This window comes from Streptococcus sp. KHUD_015 (assembly GCF_051106265.1).
Taxonomy (GTDB): Bacteria; Bacillota; Bacilli; order Lactobacillales; family Streptococcaceae; genus Streptococcus.
Genome location: NZ_CP193665.1, coordinates 790,980 through 814,268 on the forward strand (window position 1 = coordinate 790,980; position 23,289 = coordinate 814,268).

Consider the following 23,289-nt stretch of genomic DNA (forward strand, 5'->3'; position numbering starts at 1 on the left):
TGTTTATATCTTATTGCAATCTACTATAAAAATCCTGATTTCAAGTAAAATCAGGATTTTTTCATGGATGCGATTTTTTCTGGGTCTGGTGTGACACGGAGGGTCTTTTGTCCTGTGTAGGTGACAAAGCCGGGTTTTCCACCAGTTGGTTTGTTGAGTTTCTTGACTTCAATCATATCTACCTGGACCAGATTTGACAGGCGACCTTGAGAGAAGTAGGCGGCTAGCTCTGCTGCGTCTGTTTTGACTTCATCAGATGGGTCAAGATTTCCTGAGATGACAACATGGCTTCCAGGAATGTCCTTGGCATGGAACCAAAGTTCCTCCTTGCGGGCCATTTTAAAGGTTAGCTCTTCATTTTGCAGGTTATTGCGGCCGACATAGATGATGGTTTTGCCATCGCTTGCTAGATATTGTTCTGGTTTTTTGCGTTTCTGGATTTTCTCCCGTTGTCTTCTGCGGATAAAGCCTGTTTGGATCAATTCTTCACGGATTTCAGCGATTTCTTCCAGTCCAGCTTGGTTGAGGACAGTTTCCACACTTTCTAGATAGAGAATGGTTGCCTTGGTTTCTTCAATCAGATCAGTTAAGTATTTGACAGCTTCTTTGAGTTTCTGATACCGTTTAAAATAGCGTTGGGCATTCTGGTTGGGAGTCAAGGCCTTATCAAGCGCAATGGTGATAGGTAGGTTGGTATAGTAGTTGTCTAGGATAACCTGGTCTTGGTCGTTAGGCACTTGATGGAGGAAGGTTGTTAGCAATTCCCCTTTTTGGCGAAATTCTTCAGCATTGTCTGTCGCCAGTAATTCTTTTTCCTGTTTTTTGAGTTTGTGGCGGTTTTTCTGAAGTTCATTTTCAACACGACGAATGAGTTCACTGGCTTGCTGTTTGACGCGGTCGCGCTCAGCCTTATCCTTATAGTAGGTGTCCAACAAATCAGAAAGACTGGCAAAAGGCTCTCCCATCTGATTTGCAAAAGGAACTGGACTGAAGGAAGTCTCAGTCAAGCATGGCTTGGTTTCTTGATTGAAAAAGTTTCGGAAAGTGGAAAGTTTTTCACTAACCAGTATCCTTTCCAATTCATTTGCCGTATCGCGTCCCAGACCTTGAAAGAGGCTTTGAAGATTTTTAGCTGTCGTTTCCTGTGTTTGCAGGATTTCAAAGAGTTTCTCGTCCTTGATCGTAAAAGGATTGAGAGATTCCGTACTTGGCGGAGCGATATAACTCGATCCAGGAAGCAAAGTGCGGTAGCTATTTTGTGAAAAGCCGACGTGTTTAATGACTTCGAGAATTTTATGACTGCTCTTATCAACCAGTAGAATATTACTGTGTTTCCCCATGATTTCGATAATCAAGGTAGCCTGAATATGGTCCCCAATCTCGTTTTTATTGGAAACTGTAATTTCCACAATACGGTCATTTTCAATCTGCTCGATCGATTCAATTAGGGCACCCTGCAAATATTTTCTTAAAACCATGATAAAGGTAGAAGGTTGGGCTGGATTTTCAAAAGTTGTTTGGGTCAGCTGAATGCGTCCAAAAACTGGATGGGCAGAAAGGAGCAGGCGATGACTTTGGCGATTGCTGCGGATTTGCAAGACCAACTCTTGTTCAAAAGGTTGATTGATTTTCTGGATGCGACCATTCACTAACTCTCTTCGCAATTCCTCAACCATGTGGTGTAAAAAAAATCCGTCAAATGACATCGTTCTCTCCTTGTGATTGTATTCCATAGTATTATATCAAAAAGGTAGAATAAAATCATGGAAATGTGGTATAATAAAGCCAAGTAAAGAGAAACGAGAAGCACATGTATATTGAAATGGTAGATGAAACTGGTCAAGTTTCAAAAGAAATGTTGCAACAAACCCAAGAAATTTTGGAATTTGCAGCCCAAAAATTAGGCAAAGAAGACAAGGAGATGGCAGTCACTTTTGTGACCAATGAGCGTAGTCATGAACTCAATCTGGAGTACCGTGACACGGACCGCCCGACAGATGTTATCAGTCTTGAATATAAACCAGAGTTGGAAATTGCCTTTGACGAAGAGGATTTGCTTGAAAATCCTGAATTGGCAGAGATGATGTCTGAGTTTGATGCCTATATTGGGGAACTTTTCATCTCTATCGATAAGGCTCATGAGCAGGCCGAGGAATACGGTCACAGCTTTGAGCGTGAGATGGGCTTCTTGGCAGTACACGGCTTTTTACATATCAATGGCTATGATCACTACACTCCGGAAGAAGAAGCGGAGATGTTCGGTTTACAAGAAGAAATTTTGACAGCCTATGGACTCACAAGACAATAAACGAAAATGGAAAAATCGTGACCTGATATCTAGTTTAGAATTTGCTCTCACAGGAATTTTGACTGCAATCAAGGAAGAACGCAATATGCGAAAACATGCAGTGACGGCTCTTGTAGTCATTCTTGCAGGTTTAGTTTTTCAGGTGTCACGAATCGAATGGCTCTTTCTCCTATTGAGCATTTTCTTGGTAGTAGCTTTTGAAATTATCAATTCTGCTATTGAAAATGTGGTGGATTTGGCCAGTCACTATCACTTTTCCATGCTGGCTAAAAATGCCAAGGATATGGCGGCTGGCGCGGTATTAGTGGTCTCTCTTTTCGCAGCCTTAACAGGCGCATTGATTTTTCTCCCACGAATCTGGGATTTATTATTTTAAACAGTAAGAGGAAATTATGACATTTAAATCAGGCTTTGTAGCCATTTTAGGACGTCCCAATGTTGGGAAGTCAACTTTTTTAAATCACGTTATGGGGCAAAAGATTGCCATCATGAGTGACAAGGCGCAGACGACGCGCAACAAAATCATGGGAATTTACACGACTGATAAGGAGCAAATCGTCTTTATCGATACACCAGGAATTCACAAGCCCAAGACAGCCCTCGGAGATTTCATGGTTGAATCCGCCTACAGCACTCTCCGTGAAGTGGATACAGTTCTATTTATGGTTCCAGCTGATGAAGCGCGTGGCAAAGGGGACGATATGATTATCGAACGCCTCAAGGCTGCCAAGGTTCCTGTGATTTTGGTTGTGAACAAGATCGATAAGGTTCATCCAGACCAGCTTTTGTCTCAGATTGATGATTTCCGTAACCAAATGGATTTTAAGGAAATCGTTCCAATCTCAGCTCTTCAAGGGAATAACGTCTCTCGTCTAGTGGATATTTTGAGTGAAAATCTGGACGAAGGTTTCCAATATTTTCCAGCTGACCAAATCACAGACCATCCAGAACGTTTCTTGGTTTCAGAAATGATTCGCGAGAAAGTCTTGCACCTAACTCGTGAAGAGATTCCTCACTCAGTTGCTGTAGTGGTTGATTCGATGAAGCGAGATGAAGAGACAGACAAGGTTCACATCCGTGCAACTATCATGGTCGAGCGCGATAGTCAGAAAGGGATTATCATAGGTAAAGGTGGCGCTATGCTTAAGAAAATCGGTAGCATGGCTCGTCGTGATATTGAACTCATGCTAGGAGACAAGGTCTTCCTAGAAACCTGGGTCAAGGTCAAGAAAAACTGGCGTGATAAAAAGCTAGATTTGGCTGACTTTGGCTATAACGAAAAAGAATATTAAGAAGAGGTGGGCACTAGCCTGCTTCTTGTTTTTAGAGAAGGAGGAGTTATGCCTGAATTACCTGAGGTTGAAACCGTTCGTCGTGGATTAGAAAAATTGATTTTGGGAAAGAAGATTTCGAGTGTAGAAATTCGCTATCCCAAGATGATTAAGACAGATTTGGACGAGTTTCAAAAGGAAGTGCCTGGCCAAGTTGTTGAGTTAATGGGGCGCCGTGGAAAATATTTGCTTTTTTACCTGACAGACAAGGTCTTGATTTCCCATTTGCGGATGGAGGGCAAGTATTTTTACTATCCGAACCAAGTGCTTGAACGCAAACATGCCCATGTTTTCTTTCAGTTTGAAGATGGTGGCACGCTTGTTTATGAGGATGTTCGCAAGTTTGGTACTATGGAACTCTTGGCTCCTGACCTTTTAGACGCCTACTTTATTTCTAAAAAACTAGGTCCTGAACCAAGCGAACAAGACTTTGATGTGCAGGTCTTTCAAGTAGCTCTAGCTAAATCTAAAAAGCCTATCAAATCCCATCTTTTAGACCAGACTTTGGTAGCTGGACTTGGCAATATCTATGTGGATGAGGTTCTCTGGCGAGCTCAGGTTCATCCAGCTAGACCTTCCCAGACTTTGACAGCAGAAGAAGCGACTGCCATTCATGACCAGACCATCGCTGTTTTGGGACAGGCTGTTGAAAAAGGTGGTTCCACCATTCGGACTTATACCAATGCCTTTGGGGAAGATGGAACCATGCAGGATTTTCATCAAGTCTATGACAAGGCTGGTCAAGAATGTTCACGTTGTGGCATCATCATTGAGAAAATCCAACTAGGTGGACGAGGCACCCATTTTTGTCCTCAGTGCCAAAGGAGGGGCTGATGGGAAAAATCATTGGAATCACTGGGGGAATTGCCTCCGGTAAGTCAACCGTGACAAATTTTCTAAGAAAGCAAGGCTTTCAAGTAGTGGATGCCGACGCTCTTGTTCACCAACTACAGAAACCTGGTGGTCGTCTGTTTGAGGCTCTAGTCCAGCACTTCGGGCAAGAAATCATCCTTGAAAACGGAGAACTTAATCGCCCTCTCCTAGCTAGTCTTATCTTTTCAAATCCTGAAGAACGAGAATGGTCTAAGCAAATCCAAGGAAAGATTATCCGTGAGGAACTAGCTACGTTGAGAGACCAGTTGGCTCAGACAGAAGAGATTTTCTTCATGGATATTCCCCTACTTTTTGAGCAGGACTACAGCGCTTGGTTTGATGAGACGTGGTTGGTCTATGTGGATCGAGATGTCCAAGTAGAACGCTTAATGAAAAGGGACCACTTGTCCAAAGATGAAGCTGAGTTTCGTCTGGCAGCCCAGTGGTCTTTAGAAAAAAAGAAAGGTTTGGCTAGCCATGTTTTAAACAACAATGGCAATCAGGATCAGCTTCTTACTCAGGTGTTCTCCCTGCTTGAGGGAGGTAGGCAAGATGACAGAGATTAACTGGAAGGATAATCTGCGCATTGCCTGGTTTGGTAATTTTCTGACTGGAGCCAGTATTTCTTTGGTTGTGCCTTTTATGCCCATCTTCGTGGAAAATCTAGGTGTAGGGAGTGAGCAAGTCGCTTTTTATGCAGGATTAGCTATTTCTGTCTCTGCTATTTCGGCGGCGCTCTTTTCTCCTATCTGGGGGATTCTTGCTGATAAATATGGTCGAAAACCCATGATGATTCGTGCTGGTCTGGCCATGACTATCACTATGGGAGGCTTGGCCTTTGTGCCAAATATTTATTGGTTAATCTTTCTTCGTTTACTAAATGGTGTATTTGCGGGTTTTGTTCCTAATGCAACGGCCTTGATAGCCAGTCAGGTTTCCAAGGAGAAATCAGGCTCTGCCTTAGGTACTTTGTCTACAGTCGTAGTTGCAGGTACTCTAACTGGTCCTTTTATTGGCGGCTTTATCGCAGAATTATTTGGTATTCGTACTGTTTTCTTACTGGTTGGTAGTTTTCTATTTTTAGCTGCTGTTTTGACTATTTTCTTTATCAAGGAAGATTTTCAACCAGTAGCCAAGGAAAAGTCCATCCCAACAAAGGAATTATTTACATCAGTTAAATATCCCTATCTTTTGATCAACCTCTTTCTGACCAGTTTTGTCATCCAATTTTCAGCCCAATCAATCGGCCCTATCTTAGCTCTGTATGTGCGCGACTTAGGCCAGACAGAGAATCTTCTTTTTGTCTCTGGTTTGATTGTATCCAGTATGGGCTTTTCCAGTATGATGAGTGCAGGAGTTATGGGAAAGCTAGGTGACAAGGTTGGCAACCATCGCCTCTTGATTGTAGCCCAGTTTTATTCAGTTATCATCTATCTCCTCTGTGCCAATGCCTCTAGCCCCTTTCAACTAGGACTCTATCGTTTCCTCTTTGGCTTGGGAACCGGTGCTTTGATTCCCGGAGTTAATGCCCTTCTCAGCAAGATGACGCCCAAAGCTGGTATTTCGAGGGTCTTTGCCTTCAATCAGGTATTCTTTTATCTGGGAGGTGTCGTTGGTCCTATGGCAGGTTCTGCAGTAGCAGGAAAATTTGGCTACCATGCAGTCTTTTATGCGACAAGCCTTTGTGTTGCCTTTAGTTGTCTCTTTAACCTTCTTCAATTTCGAACATTATTAAAAGTAAAGGAAATCTAGTGCGAGTAAAAATTAATCTCAAATGCTCCTCTTGTGGCAGTATCAATTACCTAACCAGTAAAAATTCAAAAACTCATCCAGACAAGATTGAGGTTTTAAAGTATTGTCCCAAGGAAAGAAAAGTAACCCTACATCTTGAATCTAAGTAGATTTTATGGTAAAATAATAAGGATTTTAAGGAGTTTGATATGTATAACCTATTATTAACCATTTTATTAGTATTATCTGTTGTGATTGTGATTGCGATTTTCATGCAACCAACCAAAAACCAATCCAGCAATGTATTTGATGCCAGCTCAGGTGATTTGTTTGAACGCAGTAAAGCACGCGGTTTTGAAGCTGTAATGCAGCGTTTGACAGGGATTTTAGTCTTTTTCTGGCTAGCCATTGCCTTAGCATTGACGGTATTATCAAGTAGATAAGAAAATAATGGGCAGGACTAGGTCTTTGCCTCTTTTTATTTTTAAAAGATATTTTAGAAGGTTTTACAGTAAAAGAAAATAAAAAAATCTAGAAAGAAAATATGAAAGATAGAATAAAAGAATATTTACAAGACAAGGGAAAGGTAACTGTCAATGACTTGGCTCAGGCTTTGGGAAAAGACGGATCCAAGGATTTTCGTGAGTTGATCAAAACCTTGTCCCTAATGGAAAGAAAGCACCAGATTCGCTTTGAAGAAGATGGTAGTCTGACATTAGAAATTAAGAAAAAACATGAGATTACTCTCAAGGGGATTTTTCATGCCCATAAAAATGGTTTTGGCTTTGTTAGTCTGGAAGGCGAGGAGGACGACCTTTTTGTAGGGAAAAATGATGTCAACTATGCTGTTGATGGTGATACCGTTGAAGTCGTTATCAAAAAAGTTGCTGACCGTAATAAGGGAACAGCAGCCGAAGCCAAAATTATTGATATTCTAGAACACAGCTTAACAACAGTTGTCGGTCAAATCATTCTAGATCAGGAAAAGCCTAAGTATGCTGGCTACATCCGTTCGAAAAATCAGAAAATCAGTCAACCGATCTATGTTAAGAAACCAGCCCTTAAACTCGAGGGAACCGAAGTTCTCAAGGTCTTTATCGATAAATACCCAAGCAAGAAACATGATTTCTTTGTCGCTAGTGTCCTCGATGTGGTGGGGCATTCAACGGATGTCGGAATTGATGTTCTTGAGGTTTTGGAATCTATGGACATTGTCTCAGAATTTCCAGAGGATGTTGTCAAAGAAGCAGAAAGTGTACCTGATCTTCCATCTCAAAAGGATATGGAGGGTCGTCTGGATCTGAGAGATGAGATTACCTTTACCATTGATGGTGCTGACGCTAAAGACTTGGACGATGCTGTGCATATCAAGGCTCTGAAAAATGGCAATATCGAACTCGGAGTTCACATAGCAGATGTTTCCTATTATGTTACTGAGGGTTCTGCCCTTGATAAGGAAGCTCTTAACCGCGCAACTTCTGTCTATGTGACAGACCGTGTGGTCCCAATGCTTCCAGAACGACTGTCAAATGGCATTTGCTCCCTCAATCCTCAAGTTGATCGCCTGACCCAGTCTGCCATTATGGAGATTGATAAACATGGTCGTGTAGTCAACTACACCATCACACAAACGGTTATCAAGACTAGCTTCAGGATGACCTACAGTGATGTCAATGATATCCTAGCTGGAGACAAGGAAAAGAGACAAGAATATCAGAAAATTGTCCCTAGTATCGAACTCATGGCCAAGCTTCATGAAACTTTAGAAAATATGCGTGTGAAACGTGGAGCCCTCAATTTTGATACCAATGAAGCTAAGATTTTAGTGGATAAACAAGGTAAGCCTGTTGATATCGTTCTTCGTCAGCGTGGTGTTGCCGAGCGCATGATTGAGTCCTTCATGTTGATGGCCAATGAAACAGTTGCCGAACATTTCAGCAAGTTGGATTTGCCTTTTATCTATCGAATTCACGAGGAGCCTAAGGCTGAAAAAGTTCAGAAGTTTATTGATTATGCTTCAAGCTTTGGCTTGCGCATTTATGGGACTGCTAGTGAGATTAGCCAGGAGGCTCTCCAAGACATCATGAGTGCTGTTGAGGGAGAACCTTATGCAGATGTATTATCCATGATGCTTCTACGCTCTATGCAGCAGGCTCGCTATTCGGAGCACAATCACGGCCACTATGGATTAGCAGCTGACTATTACACTCACTTTACCAGTCCGATTCGTCGTTATCCAGACCTTCTTGTTCATCGTATGATTCGTGATTACGGCCGTTCTAAGGAAATAGCAGAGCATTTTGAACAAGTGATTCCAGAGATTGCGACCCAGTCTTCCAACCGTGAGCGTCGAGCTATCGAGGCCGAGCGTGAAGTCGAAGCCATGAAAAAGGCTGAGTACATGGAAGAATACGTGGGTGAAGAGTATGATGCAGTTGTATCAAGTATCGTTAAATTCGGTCTCTTTGTTGAATTGCCAAATACAGTCGAGGGCTTGATTCACATCACTAATTTACCGGAATTTTATCATTTTAATGAACGTGATTTGACCCTTCGTGGAGAAAAATCGGGTACAACCTTCCGTGTAGGTCAACAGATTCGTATTCGGGTTGAAAGAGCGGATAAGATGACAGGTGAAATTGACTTTTCTTATATCCCAAGTGAGTTTGATGTGATTGAAAAAGGCTTGAAACAGTCTAATCGCAGTGACAGGGGACGTGGTTCAAGTCGTCGTTCAGATAAGAAGGAAGACAAGAGAAAATCAGGACGCTCAAATGATAAGCGCAAGCATTCACAAAAAGACAAGAAGAAAAAAGGGAAGAAACCTTTTTATAAGGAAGTAGCTAAGAAAGGAGCCAAACATGGCAAAGGGCGAGGGAAAGGTCGTCGCACAAAATAAAAAGGCGCGCCACGATTATACAATCGTAGATACGCTAGAGGCAGGGATGGTCCTGACTGGAACTGAAATTAAGAGTGTACGAGCTGCTCGAATCAATCTCAAGGATGGTTTTGCCCAAGTGAAAAATGGGGAGGTCTGGTTGAGCAATGTTCATATCGCTCCTTACGAAGAGGGCAATATCTGGAACCAGGAACCAGAACGTCGTCGAAAACTCTTGCTCCATAAGAAACAAATCCAAAAGTTGGAACAAGAGACCAAAGGGACAGGAATGACGCTGGTTCCTCTTAAAATCTATATCAAAGATGGTTATGCCAAGCTTCTTTTAGGTTTAGCTAAAGGGAAGCATGACTATGATAAACGGGAGTCAATCAAGCGACGTGAGCAAAACCGTGACATCGCGCGCGTGATGAAGGCTGTTAATCAGCGATAAAAAGAGGAAATGAAAATGGAAAAACTAGTTGCCTATAAACGTATGCCCTTGTGGACTAAAGAGACCATGCCAGAGGCTGTTCAGCAGAAACACAATACCAAGGTTGGGACTTGGGGCAAGATTACAGTTCTAAAAGGAACTCTCAAGTTTATTGAATTGACAGAGGATGGTGAGGTTCTAGCTGAGCATCTCTTTGAAGCAGGAGCCGACAATCCCATGGCGCAACCTCAAGCTTGGCACCGAGTGGAGGCTGTAACAGACGATGTAGAATGGTATTTGGAATTTTATTGTAAATCTGAGGATTATTTTCATAAGAAATACAATACCAATTCTGTTCATTCGGAAGTCCTAGAGGCAGTGCAGACAGTGAAACCGGGTAAAGCCTTGGATTTGGGCTGTGGTCAAGGCCGTAATGCACTCTTTCTAGCCCAGCAAGGTTTTGATGTGACAGCTGTAGATCAAAATGAACTGGCTCTTGAAATCTTGCAAAGCATTGTGGAGCAGGAAGATTTGGACATGCCTGTTGGTCTTTACGATATCAATTCAGCTAGCATCGGGCAAGACTATGATTTTATCGTATCAACTGTTGTTCTCATGTTTCTACAAGCGGATCGCATTCCTGCAATTATCAAAAATATGCAGGAGCATACCACGGTCGGTGGTTATAATCTTATCGTTTGTGCCATGGACACGGAGGATTATCCTTGCTCGGTTAACTTCCCATTCACATTTAAAGAGGGAGAATTGGCAGACTACTACAAGGATTGGGAGTTGGTCAAGTACAATGAAAATCCAGGTCATTTGCACCGTCGTGATGAGAATGGCAATCGTATTCAACTACGCTTTGCGACCATGCTAGCTAAGAAAATCAAATAAACATGAATGAAGGTTGGGGAATTCCCTAACCTTTTTAAAAATGCCAAATGTTATAAAAATGTAATATTTCTGACAATATGATTTTTATTTCAAAAAAATATATAATTATATTACAAAAGAACCTTTATGCGTATATATATATATATATATACGCATAAAAATTATAATAGATTAAAAAATATGAAAAATGTTCTATTGAATTTTTATAGTAAAAGAGTATTATATAATATGATAAATTATTTATTTTGGAGGAAATTAAATGTTTCATAAAGGTAAACACGATCGTGAAAAGCAATTACGTTTTTCTATTCGTAAGGTCAGCTTTGGTGCAGCTAGTGTAGCAGTAGCTGCATTGTTCATGTTTTTAGGAAATGGAGCAGTATCTGCTGCAGAGCAAGGAGTGCCTTCAACTAATGAGGAGACTCAAGCACCGCAACCTAAAGATCAGAATGTCCAGAATGGGACCTACGAAGGGAACACAGTAGCAATTAGTCCTGCTGCAACAGTAGAGACAAATACTCAACCTTCAACAGTTGAAAATAGTTCTTCTCCAGAATCAGCACCTCAGAAGGTGGAGACTCTAGACAAGAAAGAATTAACAGATTTAACCAAAGAAATTGATGGAAAGTTTGCTAAAGGAACTTATGCTACTAAGACAGAAGAAAGCGTTAACAATCTTAGAACAGTCTTAGAAGCAGCAAAAACAGCATTAAGTACTGCAAAGACACAAGCTGAATTAACACAAGCACACGCAAACTTAGTTGTAGCAACAACAAAATTACAAACAAAACCAGAAGAGAAAAAAGAAGCACCAGCGGTAGACACTACAAATGGAAAAACAACTGTAGGTAAAAAAGCAACCAATACTGAGAAATCTTCAGAATCTAACTCGATCGCAAATGCAGGTTCTAGAGATGAACGTAATGGAAAAGCATTGGATAAAAGTAACCCATTCCGTACAGATACAACTCCTAGCACGACAGATGATACATCAGCAAATCAAGTATTTGATAATCCAGCAGAAGGTGCCGATTTAACAACCCTTTCAAACAAATTGGAAACGCTACCCGAAAATATTCAGAATAATGGAAAAATTCAGAATATGGATGAACTTGGAAATGCTAAAAATGTAGATAAAGGACAAGTTCTTGAAATTGATGAATTTGGTGGTTGGAGAGCTGTATCTTCTGATGGGCAACAAGGTAGATTTGCAATTGCAAGAAAGACAGACCGAGACGTATTTCCTGTTGAAACAATTAATACGACAAATAATCAATATGACACCAACAGACAGATCTGGCTGCGAGAACAGTCGTTTGATAGAACTAGTAAATATATGCTTTTTCTAACAAAAGTTAGATCTTATAAAAATAGTACAGAAACAGCTTATGATAACTCTAATTATGTAAGAGTTGGGGAAGGCGGAGCTTCTACTGCAAAAGCTGTCAAAGGTTTTCAAGGTATTGAGAAAACGTTTCGTGCATATTCTTCAAACGATGGTTCTAGAATAAAAATTGCTTTTAAAACAGGATACTCTGGAGATATTAACAATACTAAAGCAGGATATAAGGTCGAAGTTTATTCGATTGGACAAGATGGGGCAGAAAGTAGTATTTATACAACTACATTTTATCCTCAAAATAGTGTGAAAGATAAAGATAAAACGGTTGTTGCAGCTAAAGATGGTACTACGAGAAATGCCACACTAAAAGCTAATGGATTGACAGAAAATCAAGTGAATGAAAAATTAGCAGAGGAGAACAATAAACCTAATGGTACAGGAGGTTCTTTTACTAGCCGTGATATAGAACTTCCAAAGGGTGCAGTTTCATATAAAGTACGAATTAGTAATGCAAACGATAAAGAAGTGGGGCTTTCTTATCAATCTCCGTATTTAGGTTATGCACTTCCAGTTACTGGTGTAGATTTTTCAATTGAACAAGATACAAAAAATGTTGCGAAGAATTTACTACAAAGAATATATGATAAATTAATAGAACAAAAATCAGAAGATACTAAGTGGTCTACTCCTGAAACTAAGGCTGCTTATGAAACAAAATTGACTGAGATTAATAATTTACTTAGTTCAGAAATAAGTACCACAAGTAATTATAAAGAATCTGCTAAGTCACTTATTGAAAAATATAATTCTTTGAACAATAGAGGTACAATTGTTGCAGCAGCGAAAGCAGACTTGGCTCAAGCGGTAGAGGCAGAGAAGAATGAAATCAATGCCGATAACAGTTTGACAAGTGCAGCGAAAGCTGAAAAAGTTAAGGCTGTAGAAGCTAAGAAAACAGAAGAAGAAGCTAAGATCGCAGCAGCCGAAAACGCTGATAAAGTAGCGGACGCTAAAACAGCAGGTGAAGCAGCAGTCAAAGCAGTTCATGACAATGGTGACTTAGAAGCAGTTAAGACAGCAGCGAAAGCCGACTTGGCTCAAGCGGTAGAGGCAGAGAAGAATGAAATCAATGCCGATAACAGTTTGACAAGTGCAGCGAAAGCTGAAAAAGTTAAGGCTGTAGAAGCTAAGAAAACAGAAGAAGAAGCTAAGATCGCAGCAGCCGAAAACGCTGATAAAGTAGCGGACGCTAAAACAGCAGGTGAAGCAGCAGTCAAAGCAGTTCATGACAATGGTGACTTAGAAGCAGTTAAGACAGCAGCGAAAGCCGACTTGGCTCAAGCGGTAGAGGCAGAGAAGAATGAAATCAATGCCGATAACAGTTTGACAAGTGCAGCGAAAGCTGAAAAAGTTAAGGCTGTAGAAGCTAAGAAAACAGAAGAAGAAGCTAAGATCGCAGCAGCCGAAAACGCTGATAAAGTAGCGGACGCTAAAACAGCAGGTGAAGCAGCAGTCAAAGCAGTTCATGACAATGGTGACTTAGAAGCAGTTAAGACAGCAGCGAAAGCCGACTTGGCTCAAGCGGTAGAGGCAGAGAAGAATGAAATCAATGCCGATAACAGTTTGACAAGTGCAGCGAAAGCTGAAAAAGTTAAGGCTGTAGAAGCTAAGAAAACAGAAGAAGAAGCTAAGATCGCAGCAGCCGAAAACGCTGATAAAGTAGCGGACGCTAAAACAGCAGGTGAAGCAGCAGTCAAAGCAGTTCATGACAATGGTGACTTAGAAGCAGTTAAGACAGCAGCGAAAGCCGACTTGGCTCAAGCGGTAGAGGCAGAGAAGAATGAAATCAATGCCGATAACAGTTTGACAAGTGCAGCGAAAGCTGAAAAAGTTAAGGCTGTAGAAGCTAAGAAAACAGAAGAAGAAGCTAAGATCGCAGCAGCCGAAAACGCTGATAAAGTAGCGGACGCTAAAACAGCAGGTGAAGCAGCAGTCAAAGCAGTTCATGACAATGGTGACTTAGAAGCAGTTAAGACAGCAGCGAAAGCCGACTTGGCTCAAGCGGTAGAGGCAGAGAAGAATGAAATCAATGCCGATAACAGTTTGACAAGTGCAGCGAAAGCTGAAAAAGTTAAGGCTGTAGAAGCTAAGAAAACAGAAGAAGAAGCTAAGATCGCAGCAGCCGAAAACGCTGATAAAGTAGCGGACGCTAAAACAGCAGGTGAAGCAGCAGTCAAAGCAGTTCATGACAATGGTGACTTAGAAGCAGTTAAGACAGCAGCGAAAGCCGACTTGGCTCAAGCGGTAGAGGCAGAGAAGAATGAAATCAATGCCGATAACAGTTTGACAAGTGCAGCGAAAGCTGAAAAAGTTAAGGCTGTAGAAGCTAAGAAAACAGAAGAAGAAGCTAAGATCGCAGCAGCCGAAAACGCTGATAAAGTAGCGGACGCTAAAACAGCAGGTGAAGCAGCAGTCAAAGCAGTTCATGACAATGGTGACTTAGAAGCAGTTAAGACAGCAGCGAAAGCCGACTTGGCTCAAGCGGTAGAGGCAGAGAAGAATGAAATCAATGCCGATAACAGTTTGACAAGTGCAGCGAAAGCTGAAAAAGTTAAGGCTGTAGAAGCTAAGAAAACAGAAGAAGAAGCTAAGATCGCAGCAGCCGAAAACGCTGATAAAGTAGCGGACGCTAAAACAGCAGGTGAAGCAGCAGTCAAAGCAGTTCATGACAATGGTGACTTAGAAGCAGTTAAGACAGCAGCGAAAGCCGACTTGGCTCAAGCGGTAGAGGCAGAGAAGAATGAAATCAATGCCGATAACAGTTTGACAAGTGCAGCGAAAGCTGAAAAAGTTAAGGCTGTAGAAGCTAAGAAAACAGAAGAAGAAGCTAAGATCGCAGCAGCCGAAAACGCTGATAAAGTAGCGGACGCTAAAACAGCAGGTGAAGCAGCAGTCAAAGCAGTTCATGACAATGGTGACTTAGAAGCAGTTAAGACAGCAGCGAAAGCCGACTTGGCTCAAGCGGTAGAGGCAGAGAAGAATGAAATCAATGCCGATAACAGTTTGACAAGTGCAGCGAAAGCTGAAAAAGTTAAGGCTGTAGAAGCTAAGAAAACAGAAGAAGAAGCTAAGATCGCAGCAGCCGAAAACGCTGATAAAGTAGCGGACGCTAAAACAGCAGGTGAAGCAGCAGTCAAAGCAGTTCATGACAATGGTGACTTAGAAGCAGTTAAGACAGCAGCGAAAGCCGACTTGGCTCAAGCGGTAGAGGCAGAGAAGAATGAAATCAATGCCGATAACAGTTTGACAAGTGCAGCGAAAGCTGAAAAAGTTAAGGCTGTAGAAGCTAAGAAAACAGAAGAAGAAGCTAAGATCGCAGCAGCCGAAAACGCTGATAAAGTAGCGGACGCTAAAACAGCAGGTGAAGCAGCAGTCAAAGCAGTTCATGACAATGGTGACTTAGAAGCAGTTAAGACAGCAGCGAAAGCCGACTTGGCTCAAGCGGTAGAGGCAGAGAAGAATGAAATCAATGCCGATAACAGTTTGACAAGTGCAGCGAAAGCTGAAAAAGTTAAGGCTGTAGAAGCTAAGAAAACAGAAGAAGAAGCTAAGATCGCAGCAGCCGAAAACGCTGATAAAGTAGCGGACGCTAAAACAGCAGGTGAAGCAGCAGTCAAAGCAGTTCATGACAATGGTGACTTAGAAGCAGTTAAGACAGCAGCGAAAGCCGACTTGGCTCAAGCGGTAGAGGCAGAGAAGAATGAAATCAATGCCGATAACAGTTTGACAAGTGCAGCGAAAGCTGAAAAAGTTAAGGCTGTAGAAGCTAAGAAAACAGAAGAAGAAGCTAAGATCGCAGCAGCCGAAAACGCTGATAAAGTAGCGGACGCTAAAACAGCAGGTGAAGCAGCAGTCAAAGCAGTTCATGACAATGGTGACTTAGAAGCAGTTAAGACAGCAGCGAAAGCCGACTTGGCTCAAGCGGTAGAGGCAGAGAAGAATGAAATCAATGCCGATAACAGTTTGACAAGTGCAGCGAAAGCTGAAAAAGTTAAGGCTGTAGAAGCTAAGAAAACAGAAGAAGAAGCTAAGATCGCAGCAGCCGAAAACGCTGATAAAGTAGCGGACGCTAAAACAGCAGGTGAAGCAGCAGTCAAAGCAGTTCATGACAATGGTGACTTAGAAGCAGTTAAGACAGCAGCGAAAGCCGACTTGGCTCAAGCGGTAGAGGCAGAGAAGAATGAAATCAATGCCGATAACAGTTTGACAAGTGCAGCGAAAGCTGAAAAAGTTAAGGCTGTAGAAGCTAAGAAAACAGAAGAAGAAGCTAAGATCGCAGCAGCCGAAAACGCTGATAAAGTAGCGGACGCTAAAACAGCAGGTGAAGCAGCAGTCAAAGCAGTTCATGACAATGGTGACTTAGAAGCAGTTAAGACAGCAGCGAAAGCCGACTTGGCTCAAGCGGTAGAGGCAGAGAAGAATGAAATCAATGCCGATAACAGTTTGACAAGTGCAGCGAAAGCTGAAAAAGTTAAGGCTGTAGAAGCTAAGAAAACAGAAGAAGAAGCTAAGATCGCAGCAGCCGAAAACGCTGATAAAGTAGCGGACGCTAAAACAGCAGGTGAAGCAGCAGTCAAAGCAGTTCATGACAATGGTGACTTAGAAGCAGTTAAGACAGCAGCGAAAGCCGACTTGGCTCAAGCGGTAGAGGCAGAGAAGAATGAAATCAATGCCGATAACAGTTTGACAAGTGCAGCGAAAGCTGAAAAAGTTAAGGCTGTAGAAGCTAAGAAAACAGAAGAAGAAGCTAAGATCGCAGCAGCCGAAAACGCTGATAAAGTAGCGGACGCTAAAACAGCAGGTGAAGCAGCAGTCAAAGCAGTTCATGACAATGGTGACTTAGAAGCAGTTAAGACAGCAGCGAAAGCCGACTTGGCTCAAGCGGTAGAGGCAGAGAAGAATGAAATCAATGCCGATAACAGTTTGACAAGTGCAGCGAAAGCTGAAAAAGTTAAGGCTGTAGAAGCTAAGAAAACAGAAGAAGAAGCTAAGATCGCAGCAGCCGAAAACGCTGATAAAGTAGCGGACGCTAAAACAGCAGGTGAAGCAGCAGTCAAAGCAGTTCATGACAATGGTGACTTAGAAGCAGTTAAGACAGCAGCGAAAGCCGACTTGGCTCAAGCGGTAGAGGCAGAGAAGAATGAAATCAATGCCGATAACAGTTTGACAAGTGCAGCGAAAGCTGAAAAAGTTAAGGCTGTAGAAGCTAAGAAAACAGAAGAAGAAGCTAAGATCGCAGCAGCCGAAAACGCTGATAAAGTAGCGGACGCTAAAACAGCAGGTGAAGCAGCAGTCAAAGCAGTTCATGACAATGGTGACTTAGAAGCAGTTAAGACAGCAGCGAAAGCCGACTTGGCTCAAGCGGTAGAGGCAGAGAAGAATGAAATCAATGCCGATAACAGTTTGACAAGTGCAGCGAAAGCTGAAAAAGTTAAGGCTGTAGAAGCTAAGAAAACAGAAGAAGAAGCTAAGATCGCAGCAGCCGAAAACGCTGATAAAGTAGCGGACGCTAAAACAGCAGGTGAAGCAGCAGTCAAAGCAGTTCATGACAATGGTGACTTAGAAGCAGTTAAGACAGCAGCGAAAGCCGACTTGGCTCAAGCGGTAGAGGCAGAGAAGAATGAAATCAATGCCGATAACAGTTTGACAAGTGCAGCGAAAGCTGAAAAAGTTAAGGCTGTAGAAGCTAAGAAAACAGAAGAAGAAGCTAAGATCGCAGCAGCCGAAAACGCTGATAAAGTAGCGGACGCTAAAACAGCAGGTGAAGCAGCAGTCAAAGCAGTTCATGACAATGGTGACTTAGAAGCAGTTAAGACAGCAGCGAAAGCCGACTTGGCTCAAGCGGTAGAGGCAGAGAAGAATGAAATCAATGCCGATAACAGTTTGACAAGTGCAGCGAAAGCTGAAAAAGTTAAGGCTGTAGAAGCTAAGAAAACAGAAGAAGAAGCTAAGATCGCAGCAGCCGAAAACGCTGATAAAGTAGCGGACGCTAAAACAGCAGGTGAAGCAGCAGTCAAAGCAGTTCATGACAATGGTGACTTAGAAGCAGTTAAGACAGCAGCGAAAGCCGACTTGGCTCAAGCGGTAGAGGCAGAGAAGAATGAAATCAATGCCGATAACAGTTTGACAAGTGCAGCGAAAGCTGAAAAAGTTAAGGCTGTAGAAGCTAAGAAAACAGAAGAAGAAGCTAAGATCGCAGCAGCCGAAAACGCTGATAAAGTAGCGGACGCTAAAACAGCAGGTGAAGCAGCAGTCAAAGCAGTTCATGACAATGGTGACTTAGAAGCAGTTAAGACAGCAGCGAAAGCCGACTTGGCTCAAGCGGTAGAGGCAGAGAAGAATGAAATCAATGCCGATAACAGTTTGACAAGTGCAGCGAAAGCTGAAAAAGTTAAGGCTGTAGAAGCTAAGAAAACAGAAGAAGAAGCTAAGATCGCAGCAGCCGAAAACGCTGATAAAGTAGCGGACGCTAAAACAGCAGGTGAAGCAGCAGTCAAAGCAGTTCATGACAATGGTGACTTAGAAGCAGTTAAGACAGCAGCGAAAGCCGACTTGGCTCAAGCGGTAGAGGCAGAGAAGAATGAAATCAATGCCGATAACAGTTTGACAAGTGCAGCGAAAGCTGAAAAAGTTAAGGCTGTAGAAGCTAAGAAAACAGAAGAAGAAGCTAAGATCGCAGCAGCCGAAAACGCTGATAAAGTAGCGGACGCTAAAACAGCAGGTGAAGCAGCAGTCAAAGCAGTTCATGACAATGGTGACTTAGAAGCAGTTAAGACAGCAGCGAAAGCCGACTTGGCTCAAGCGGTAGAGGCAGAGAAGAATGAAATCAATGCCGATAACAGTTTGACAAGTGCAGCGAAAGCTGAAAAAGTTAAGGCTGTAGAAGCTAAGAAAACAGAAGAAGAAGCTAAGATCGCAGCAGCAGAAAACGCTGATAAAGTAGCTGAAGCTAAAACAGCAGGAGAAGCAGCAGTTAAAGCAGTTCATGACAATGGTGACTTAGAAGCAGTTAAGACAGCAGCGAAAGACGCTTTAGCTCAAGCAGTAGAGGCAGAGAAGAATGAAATCAATGCCGATAACAGTTTGACAAGTGCAGAAAAAGCGGATAAAGTTAAGGCTGTAGAAGCTAAGAAAACAGAAGAAGAAGCTAAGATTGCGGCAGCAGAAAACGCTGATAAAGTAGCTGAAGCTAAAACAGCAGGAGAAGCAGCAGTTAAAGCAGTTCATGACAATGGTGACTTAGAAGCAATTAAGACAGCAGCGAAAGACGCTTTAGCTCAAGCAGTAGAGGCAGAGAAGAATGAAATCAATGCCGATAACAGTTTGACAAGTGCAGAAAAAGCGGATAAAGTTAAGGCTGTAGAAGCTAAGAAAACAGAAGAAGAAGCTAAGATTGCGGCAGCAGAAAACGCTGATAAAGTAGCTGAAGCTAAAACAGCAGGTGTAACAGCAATCGAAGGAGTGCACACACCAGGAAACTTAGATACTGTAAAAGAAGCAGCAAAAACAGCAGTAGATGCAGCATTAGCGGAAAAAGCAAAAGCAATCGAAGCTAACGACAAACTTTCAGATGCAGAAAAAGCAGCAGCGAAAGCAGAAGCTAAGAAAGCAGCAGACGAAGCTAAGAAAGGAATCGAAGCAGCAACAGACCAAACTGGAGTAGATGCAAAAGCAGCTGAAGGAACAAAAGCAGTAGAAGCAGTAAATCCAGTAGGAAAAGAAAAAGCGAAAGCAGCAGTAGATGCAGCATTAGCAGAAAAAGAAAAAGCGATCGAAGCTAACGACAAACTTTCAGATGCAGAAAAAGCAGCAGCGAAAGCAGAAGCTAAGAAAGCAGCAGACGAAGCTAAGAAAGGAATCGAAGCAGCAACAGATCAAGCTGGAGTAGATGCAAAAGCAGCTGAAGGAACAAAAGCAGTAGAAGCAGTAAACCCAGTAGGAAAAGAAAAAGCGAAAGCAGCAGTAGATGCAACATTAGCAGAAAAAGAAAAAGCAATCGAAGCAAACAACAAACTTTCAGATGCAGAAAAAGCAGCAGCGAAAGCAGAAGCTAAGAAAGCAGCAGACGAAGCTAAGAAAGCAATCGAAGCAGCAACAGACCAAACTGGAGTAGATGCAAAAGCAGCTGAAGGAACAAAAGCAGTAGAAGCAGTAAACCCAGTAGGAAAAGAAAAAGCGAAAGCAGCAGTAGATGCAGCATTAGTAGAAAAAGCAAAAGCAATCGAAGCTAACGACAAACTTTCAGATGCAGAAAAACAAGCAGCGAAAGACGAAGCTAAGAAAGCAGCAGACGAAGCTAAGAAAGCAATCGAAGCAGCAACAGATCAAGCTGGAGTAGATGCAAAAGCAGCTGAAGGAACAAAAGCAGTAGAAGCAGTAAACCCAGTAGGAAAAGAAAAAGCGAAAGCAGCAGTAGATGCAGCATTAGTAGAAAAAGCAAAAGCAATCGAAGCTAACGACAAACTTTCAGATGCAGAAAAACAAGCAGCGAAAGACGAAGCTAAGAAAGCAGCAGACGAAGCTAAGAAAGCAATCGAAGCAGCAACAGATCAAGCTGGAGTAGATGCAAAAGCAGCTGAAGGAACAAAAGCAGTAGAAGCAGTAAACCCAGTAGGAAAAGAAAAAGCGAAAGCAGCAGTAGATGCAGCATTAGTAGAAAAAGCAAAAGCAATCGAAGCTAACGACAAACTTTCAGATGCAGAAAAAGCAGCAGCGAAAGCCGAAGTAGCGAAAGCCGCTATCGCAGCCGTAAATGCTATCAATGAAGCGAAAGATCAAGAAGGCGTAGATGGCGCTCAAACTGCAGGGGTTAAAGCAATTGAAGCAGTAACTCCAGTAGGTAAAGAGAAAGCACTAGAAGCCATCCAAACAGCGTCAGAAGCTAAGATTGCCTCAATTGATAAGAATGCTAAATTATCCGACGATGAAAAAGCAGCAGCGAAAGCCGAAGTAGCGAAAGCCGCTGTCGCAGCCGTTAACGCTATCAATGAAGCGAAAGATCAAGAAGGCGTAGATGGCGCTCAAACTACAGGGGTTAAAGCAATTGAAGCAGTAACTCCAGTAGGTAAAGAGAAAGCACTAGAAGCCATCCAAACAGCGTCAGAAGCTAAGATTGCCTCAATTGATAAGAACGCTAAATTATCCGACGATGAAAAAGCAGCAGCGAAAGCCGAAGTAGCGAAAGCCGCTATCGCAGCCGTTAACGCTATCAATGAAGCGAAAGATCAAGAAGGCGTAGATGGCGCTCAAACTACAGGAGTTAAAGCAATTGAAGCAGTAACTCCAGTAGGTACAACCAGTACAGCTGGCGAAGGCAACTTGATTACCCCACCAACTGTAGAAGTCCCAGCCTATACAGATCCAGTAGGTACAAGTAGTACAGATGGCGCAGGTAACTTGATTACCCCACCAACTGTAGAAGTCCCAGCTTATACAGAACCAGTAGGAACAAGTAGTACGGATGGCGAAGGCAACTTGATTACCCCACCAACTGTAGAAGTCCCAGCCTATACAGATCCAGTCGGCACAAGTAGTACGGATGGCGAAGGCAACTTGATTACCCCACCAACTGTAGAAGCCCCAGCCTATACAGATTCAGTCGGCACAAGCAGTACGGATGGCGAAGGCAACTTGATTACCCCACCAACTGTAGAAGTCCCAGCCTATACAGATTCAGTCGGCACAAGTAGTACGGATGGCGAAGGCAACTTGATTACCCCACCAACTGTAGAAGTCCCAGCCTATACAGATTCAGTCGGCACAAGCAGTACAGATGGCGAAGGCAACTTGATTATCCCACCAACTGTAGAAGTCCCAGCCTATACAGATTCAGTCGGCACAAGTAGTACAGATGGTGAAGGCAATGTTATTATTCCACCAACTGCAGAAGTTCCAGCCCATATAGGAAGTGTGAACGGTATTTCAGAAGAAACACCAGCTAAACCCGCTTATGACCGTAGTGCTAATGAAATGCCAGATAGAACTTCAATATCTGAAACTACAATAAATAAAGATCGACAACTTCCAAACACAGGTACAGCAGACTCTACAGTAACTATGGTAGCAGCTGCAGCAAGTGCAGTACTTGGACTTAGTCTTGCAGGCCGTCGTCGTAAAGAAGATGAAGAAGTATAATTTATATATGAATTAATCTAATTTTTTAGTACAATTTGTATTTGATTCTATAGCTTATATAGAATTTCTTAAAAAATCTCCTAGTAGTCCATTGATTGCTAGGAGATTTTGGTTCTTTGTCAATTATATAGTGTATTGAAACTGGAATAGTAGGACATGACTTCTGAAGCATTGTTAGAAATTAATTTGACTTTCCTAATCTCTTAGTTTACATATTATTTCAACTAACTATAATATCAATTTGCTTATATTTTATTTCGATTTACTACACTTTTTTCTATAATTAAAAACACGATTATTAATTTTTACGAATAATATAGAAAAGGAGGGAAATCATGTTTGTTGCGAGAGATGCTAGGGGAGAGTTAGTAAATGTGTTAGAAGACAAGCTTGAGAAGCAAGAATACACCTGCCCAGCTTGTGGAGGTCAGCTCCGTTTGCGTCAAGGTTCAAGAGTACGAACTCATTTTGCCCATAAATCCTTAAAAGACTGTGATTATTCCTCTGAAAATGAAAGTCCAGAACATCTGGCAAATAAAGAATCCCTTTATCACTGGTTGAAAAAAGAGACAGAGGTGCAATTAGAATATCCGTTGCCAGAACTTAAACAGATTGCGGATGTATTTGTAAATGGTAATCTAGCTCTAGAGGTTCAGTGTAGTCCTTTATCTCAAAAAATTCTTAAGGAGCGAAGTGAGGGTTATCGTAGTCAGGGTTACCAAGTACTGTGGTTGCTGGGTCAAAAACTGTGGCTCAAGGAGCGTTTGACTCGTCTGCAACAAGGTTTTCTCTATTTTAGTCAAAACATGGGCTTTTATGTTTGGGAATTAGACAAGGAAAAACAGCTTTTGAGACTCAAATACCTGATTTATCAAGATCTTCGAGGTAAACTCCATTATCAAATCAAGGAATTTCCCTATGGCCAAGCTAGTTTATTGGAAATATTACGGTGTCCCTATAAGAAACAAAAAATATCGCATTTTACAGTTTCTCAAGATAAGGACATCTGTCGCTATATCCGGCAACAATTGTATTATCAAAACCCCTTTTGGATGAAAGAACAAGCAGAAGCCTATCAAAAGGGAGAGAATATCCTGACTTATGAGCTAAAAGCATGGTATCCCCAAATTAGACCACTAGTGGGCAAATTTTTCCAGATTGAACAAGACTTGAATAGCTATTATCAGCACTTTTACACCTATTATCAAGAAAATCCTCAAAATGATTGGCAAAAGCTTTATCCACCAGCCTTTTATCAGCAATATTTCTTGAAAAATATGGTAAAATAGAAAGGATGGAGGAATC

Annotated in this window: 14 protein-coding genes; 13 read left to right on the plus strand and 1 reads right to left on the minus strand. The window is 42.1% G+C overall.

What is annotated here, in order from left to right; translation table 11 throughout:
• Nucleotides 1-50: 50 nt before the first annotated feature.
• Nucleotides 51-1,706 carry an Rqc2 family fibronectin-binding protein PavA gene (pavA, locus tag ACORHU_RS03665; protein WP_173278256.1) on the minus strand — a complete coding sequence of 552 codons (1,656 nt, stop codon included), beginning with the start codon at nt 1,704-1,706 and terminating at the stop codon, nt 51-53.
• 104 nt (nt 1,707-1,810) lie between these two features.
• Here pavA and ybeY point away from each other — a divergent pair, with 104 nt between their 5' ends.
• The 13 genes from ybeY (at nt 1,811) to ACORHU_RS03730 (ending at nt 23,273) form a co-directional block, all read left to right on the plus strand.
• On the plus strand, nt 1,811-2,308 hold the full coding sequence (gene ybeY / locus ACORHU_RS03670) for an rRNA maturation RNase YbeY (protein ID WP_000275156.1): 498 nt from the start codon (nt 1,811-1,813) through the stop codon (nt 2,306-2,308).
• Nucleotides 2,289-2,684, plus strand: coding sequence for a diacylglycerol kinase family protein (locus tag ACORHU_RS03675; protein ID WP_153195647.1), 396 nt, complete (start codon nt 2,289-2,291; stop codon nt 2,682-2,684). Before ybeY ends, ACORHU_RS03675 begins: the two co-directional genes overlap by 20 nt.
• Nucleotides 2,685-2,700: 16 nt before the next feature.
• Nucleotides 2,701-3,600 carry a GTPase Era gene (era, locus tag ACORHU_RS03680; RefSeq protein WP_000143256.1) on the plus strand — a complete coding sequence of 300 codons (900 nt, stop codon included), beginning with the start codon at nt 2,701-2,703 and terminating at the stop codon, nt 3,598-3,600.
• Nucleotides 3,601-3,648: 48 nt separating this feature from the next.
• Nucleotides 3,649-4,473 (plus strand): DNA-formamidopyrimidine glycosylase, encoded by an 825-nt coding sequence (gene mutM / locus ACORHU_RS03685; RefSeq protein WP_434364870.1) that lies wholly within the window; start codon nt 3,649-3,651, stop codon nt 4,471-4,473.
• The gene (coaE, locus tag ACORHU_RS03690; protein WP_434364872.1) at nt 4,473-5,078 is read left to right on the plus strand and encodes a dephospho-CoA kinase; all 606 of its coding nucleotides are present in this window, start codon (nt 4,473-4,475) and stop codon (nt 5,076-5,078) included. The genes mutM and coaE overlap by 1 nt, the downstream gene beginning before the upstream one ends.
• Nucleotides 5,065-6,264: a multidrug efflux MFS transporter gene (locus ACORHU_RS03695; RefSeq protein ID WP_434364874.1), complete on the plus strand. Its 1,200-nt coding sequence runs from the start codon at nt 5,065-5,067 to the stop codon at nt 6,262-6,264. Before coaE ends, ACORHU_RS03695 begins: the two co-directional genes overlap by 14 nt.
• Nucleotides 6,264-6,413: a 50S ribosomal protein L33 gene (gene rpmG, locus ACORHU_RS03700; RefSeq protein WP_001809104.1), complete on the plus strand. Its 150-nt coding sequence runs from the start codon at nt 6,264-6,266 to the stop codon at nt 6,411-6,413. Before ACORHU_RS03695 ends, rpmG begins: the two co-directional genes overlap by 1 nt.
• Nucleotides 6,414-6,452: 39 nt before the next feature.
• Complete coding sequence (secG, locus tag ACORHU_RS03705) at nt 6,453-6,686, plus strand: preprotein translocase subunit SecG (RefSeq protein ID WP_000282517.1); 234 nt, start codon at nt 6,453-6,455, stop codon at nt 6,684-6,686.
• Between the two features lie 101 nt (nt 6,687-6,787).
• On the plus strand, nt 6,788-9,142 hold the full coding sequence (rnr, locus tag ACORHU_RS03710; RefSeq protein WP_434364881.1) for a ribonuclease R: 2,355 nt from the start codon (nt 6,788-6,790) through the stop codon (nt 9,140-9,142).
• Nucleotides 9,105-9,572 carry an SsrA-binding protein SmpB gene (gene smpB, locus ACORHU_RS03715; protein ID WP_172924583.1) on the plus strand — a complete coding sequence of 156 codons (468 nt, stop codon included), beginning with the start codon at nt 9,105-9,107 and terminating at the stop codon, nt 9,570-9,572. Before rnr ends, smpB begins: the two co-directional genes overlap by 38 nt.
• A gap of 15 nt (nt 9,573-9,587) precedes the next feature.
• Nucleotides 9,588-10,448, plus strand: coding sequence for an SAM-dependent methyltransferase TehB (gene tehB, locus ACORHU_RS03720; protein ID WP_434364883.1), 861 nt, complete (start codon nt 9,588-9,590; stop codon nt 10,446-10,448).
• 259 nt (nt 10,449-10,707) lie between these two features.
• Entirely contained in the window at nt 10,708-21,984 is an 11,277-nt protein-coding gene (locus ACORHU_RS03725; RefSeq protein WP_434364885.1) for a DUF1542 domain-containing protein, read from the plus strand.
• A gap of 335 nt (nt 21,985-22,319) precedes the next feature.
• The gene (locus tag ACORHU_RS03730) at nt 22,320-23,273 is read left to right on the plus strand and encodes a competence protein CoiA (RefSeq protein WP_434364887.1); all 954 of its coding nucleotides are present in this window, start codon (nt 22,320-22,322) and stop codon (nt 23,271-23,273) included.
• Nucleotides 23,274-23,289 lie beyond the last annotated feature (16 nt).

What these genes read in the sequence shown, in the direction of transcription:
- smpB (WP_172924583.1), top strand. Translation starts at nt 9,105, where the DNA reads ATGGCAAAGGGCGAGGGAAAGGTCGTCGCACAAAATAAAAAGGCGCGC.
- coaE (WP_434364872.1), top strand. Translation starts at nt 4,473, where the DNA reads ATGGGAAAAATCATTGGAATCACTGGGGGAATTGCCTCCGGTAAGTCA.
- ACORHU_RS03695 (WP_434364874.1), top strand. Translation starts at nt 5,065, where the DNA reads ATGACAGAGATTAACTGGAAGGATAATCTGCGCATTGCCTGGTTTGGT.
- ACORHU_RS03725 (WP_434364885.1), top strand. Translation starts at nt 10,708, where the DNA reads ATGTTTCATAAAGGTAAACACGATCGTGAAAAGCAATTACGTTTTTCT.
- ACORHU_RS03730 (WP_434364887.1), top strand. Translation starts at nt 22,320, where the DNA reads ATGTTTGTTGCGAGAGATGCTAGGGGAGAGTTAGTAAATGTGTTAGAA.
- secG (WP_000282517.1), top strand. Translation starts at nt 6,453, where the DNA reads ATGTATAACCTATTATTAACCATTTTATTAGTATTATCTGTTGTGATT.
- tehB (WP_434364883.1), top strand. Translation starts at nt 9,588, where the DNA reads ATGGAAAAACTAGTTGCCTATAAACGTATGCCCTTGTGGACTAAAGAG.
- ACORHU_RS03675 (WP_153195647.1), top strand. Translation starts at nt 2,289, where the DNA reads ATGGACTCACAAGACAATAAACGAAAATGGAAAAATCGTGACCTGATA.
- pavA (WP_173278256.1), bottom strand. Translation starts at nt 1,706, where the DNA reads ATGTCATTTGACGGATTTTTTTTACACCACATGGTTGAGGAATTGCGA.
- mutM (WP_434364870.1), top strand. Translation starts at nt 3,649, where the DNA reads ATGCCTGAATTACCTGAGGTTGAAACCGTTCGTCGTGGATTAGAAAAA.
- ybeY (WP_000275156.1), top strand. Translation starts at nt 1,811, where the DNA reads ATGTATATTGAAATGGTAGATGAAACTGGTCAAGTTTCAAAAGAAATG.
- era (WP_000143256.1), top strand. Translation starts at nt 2,701, where the DNA reads ATGACATTTAAATCAGGCTTTGTAGCCATTTTAGGACGTCCCAATGTT.
- rnr (WP_434364881.1), top strand. Translation starts at nt 6,788, where the DNA reads ATGAAAGATAGAATAAAAGAATATTTACAAGACAAGGGAAAGGTAACT.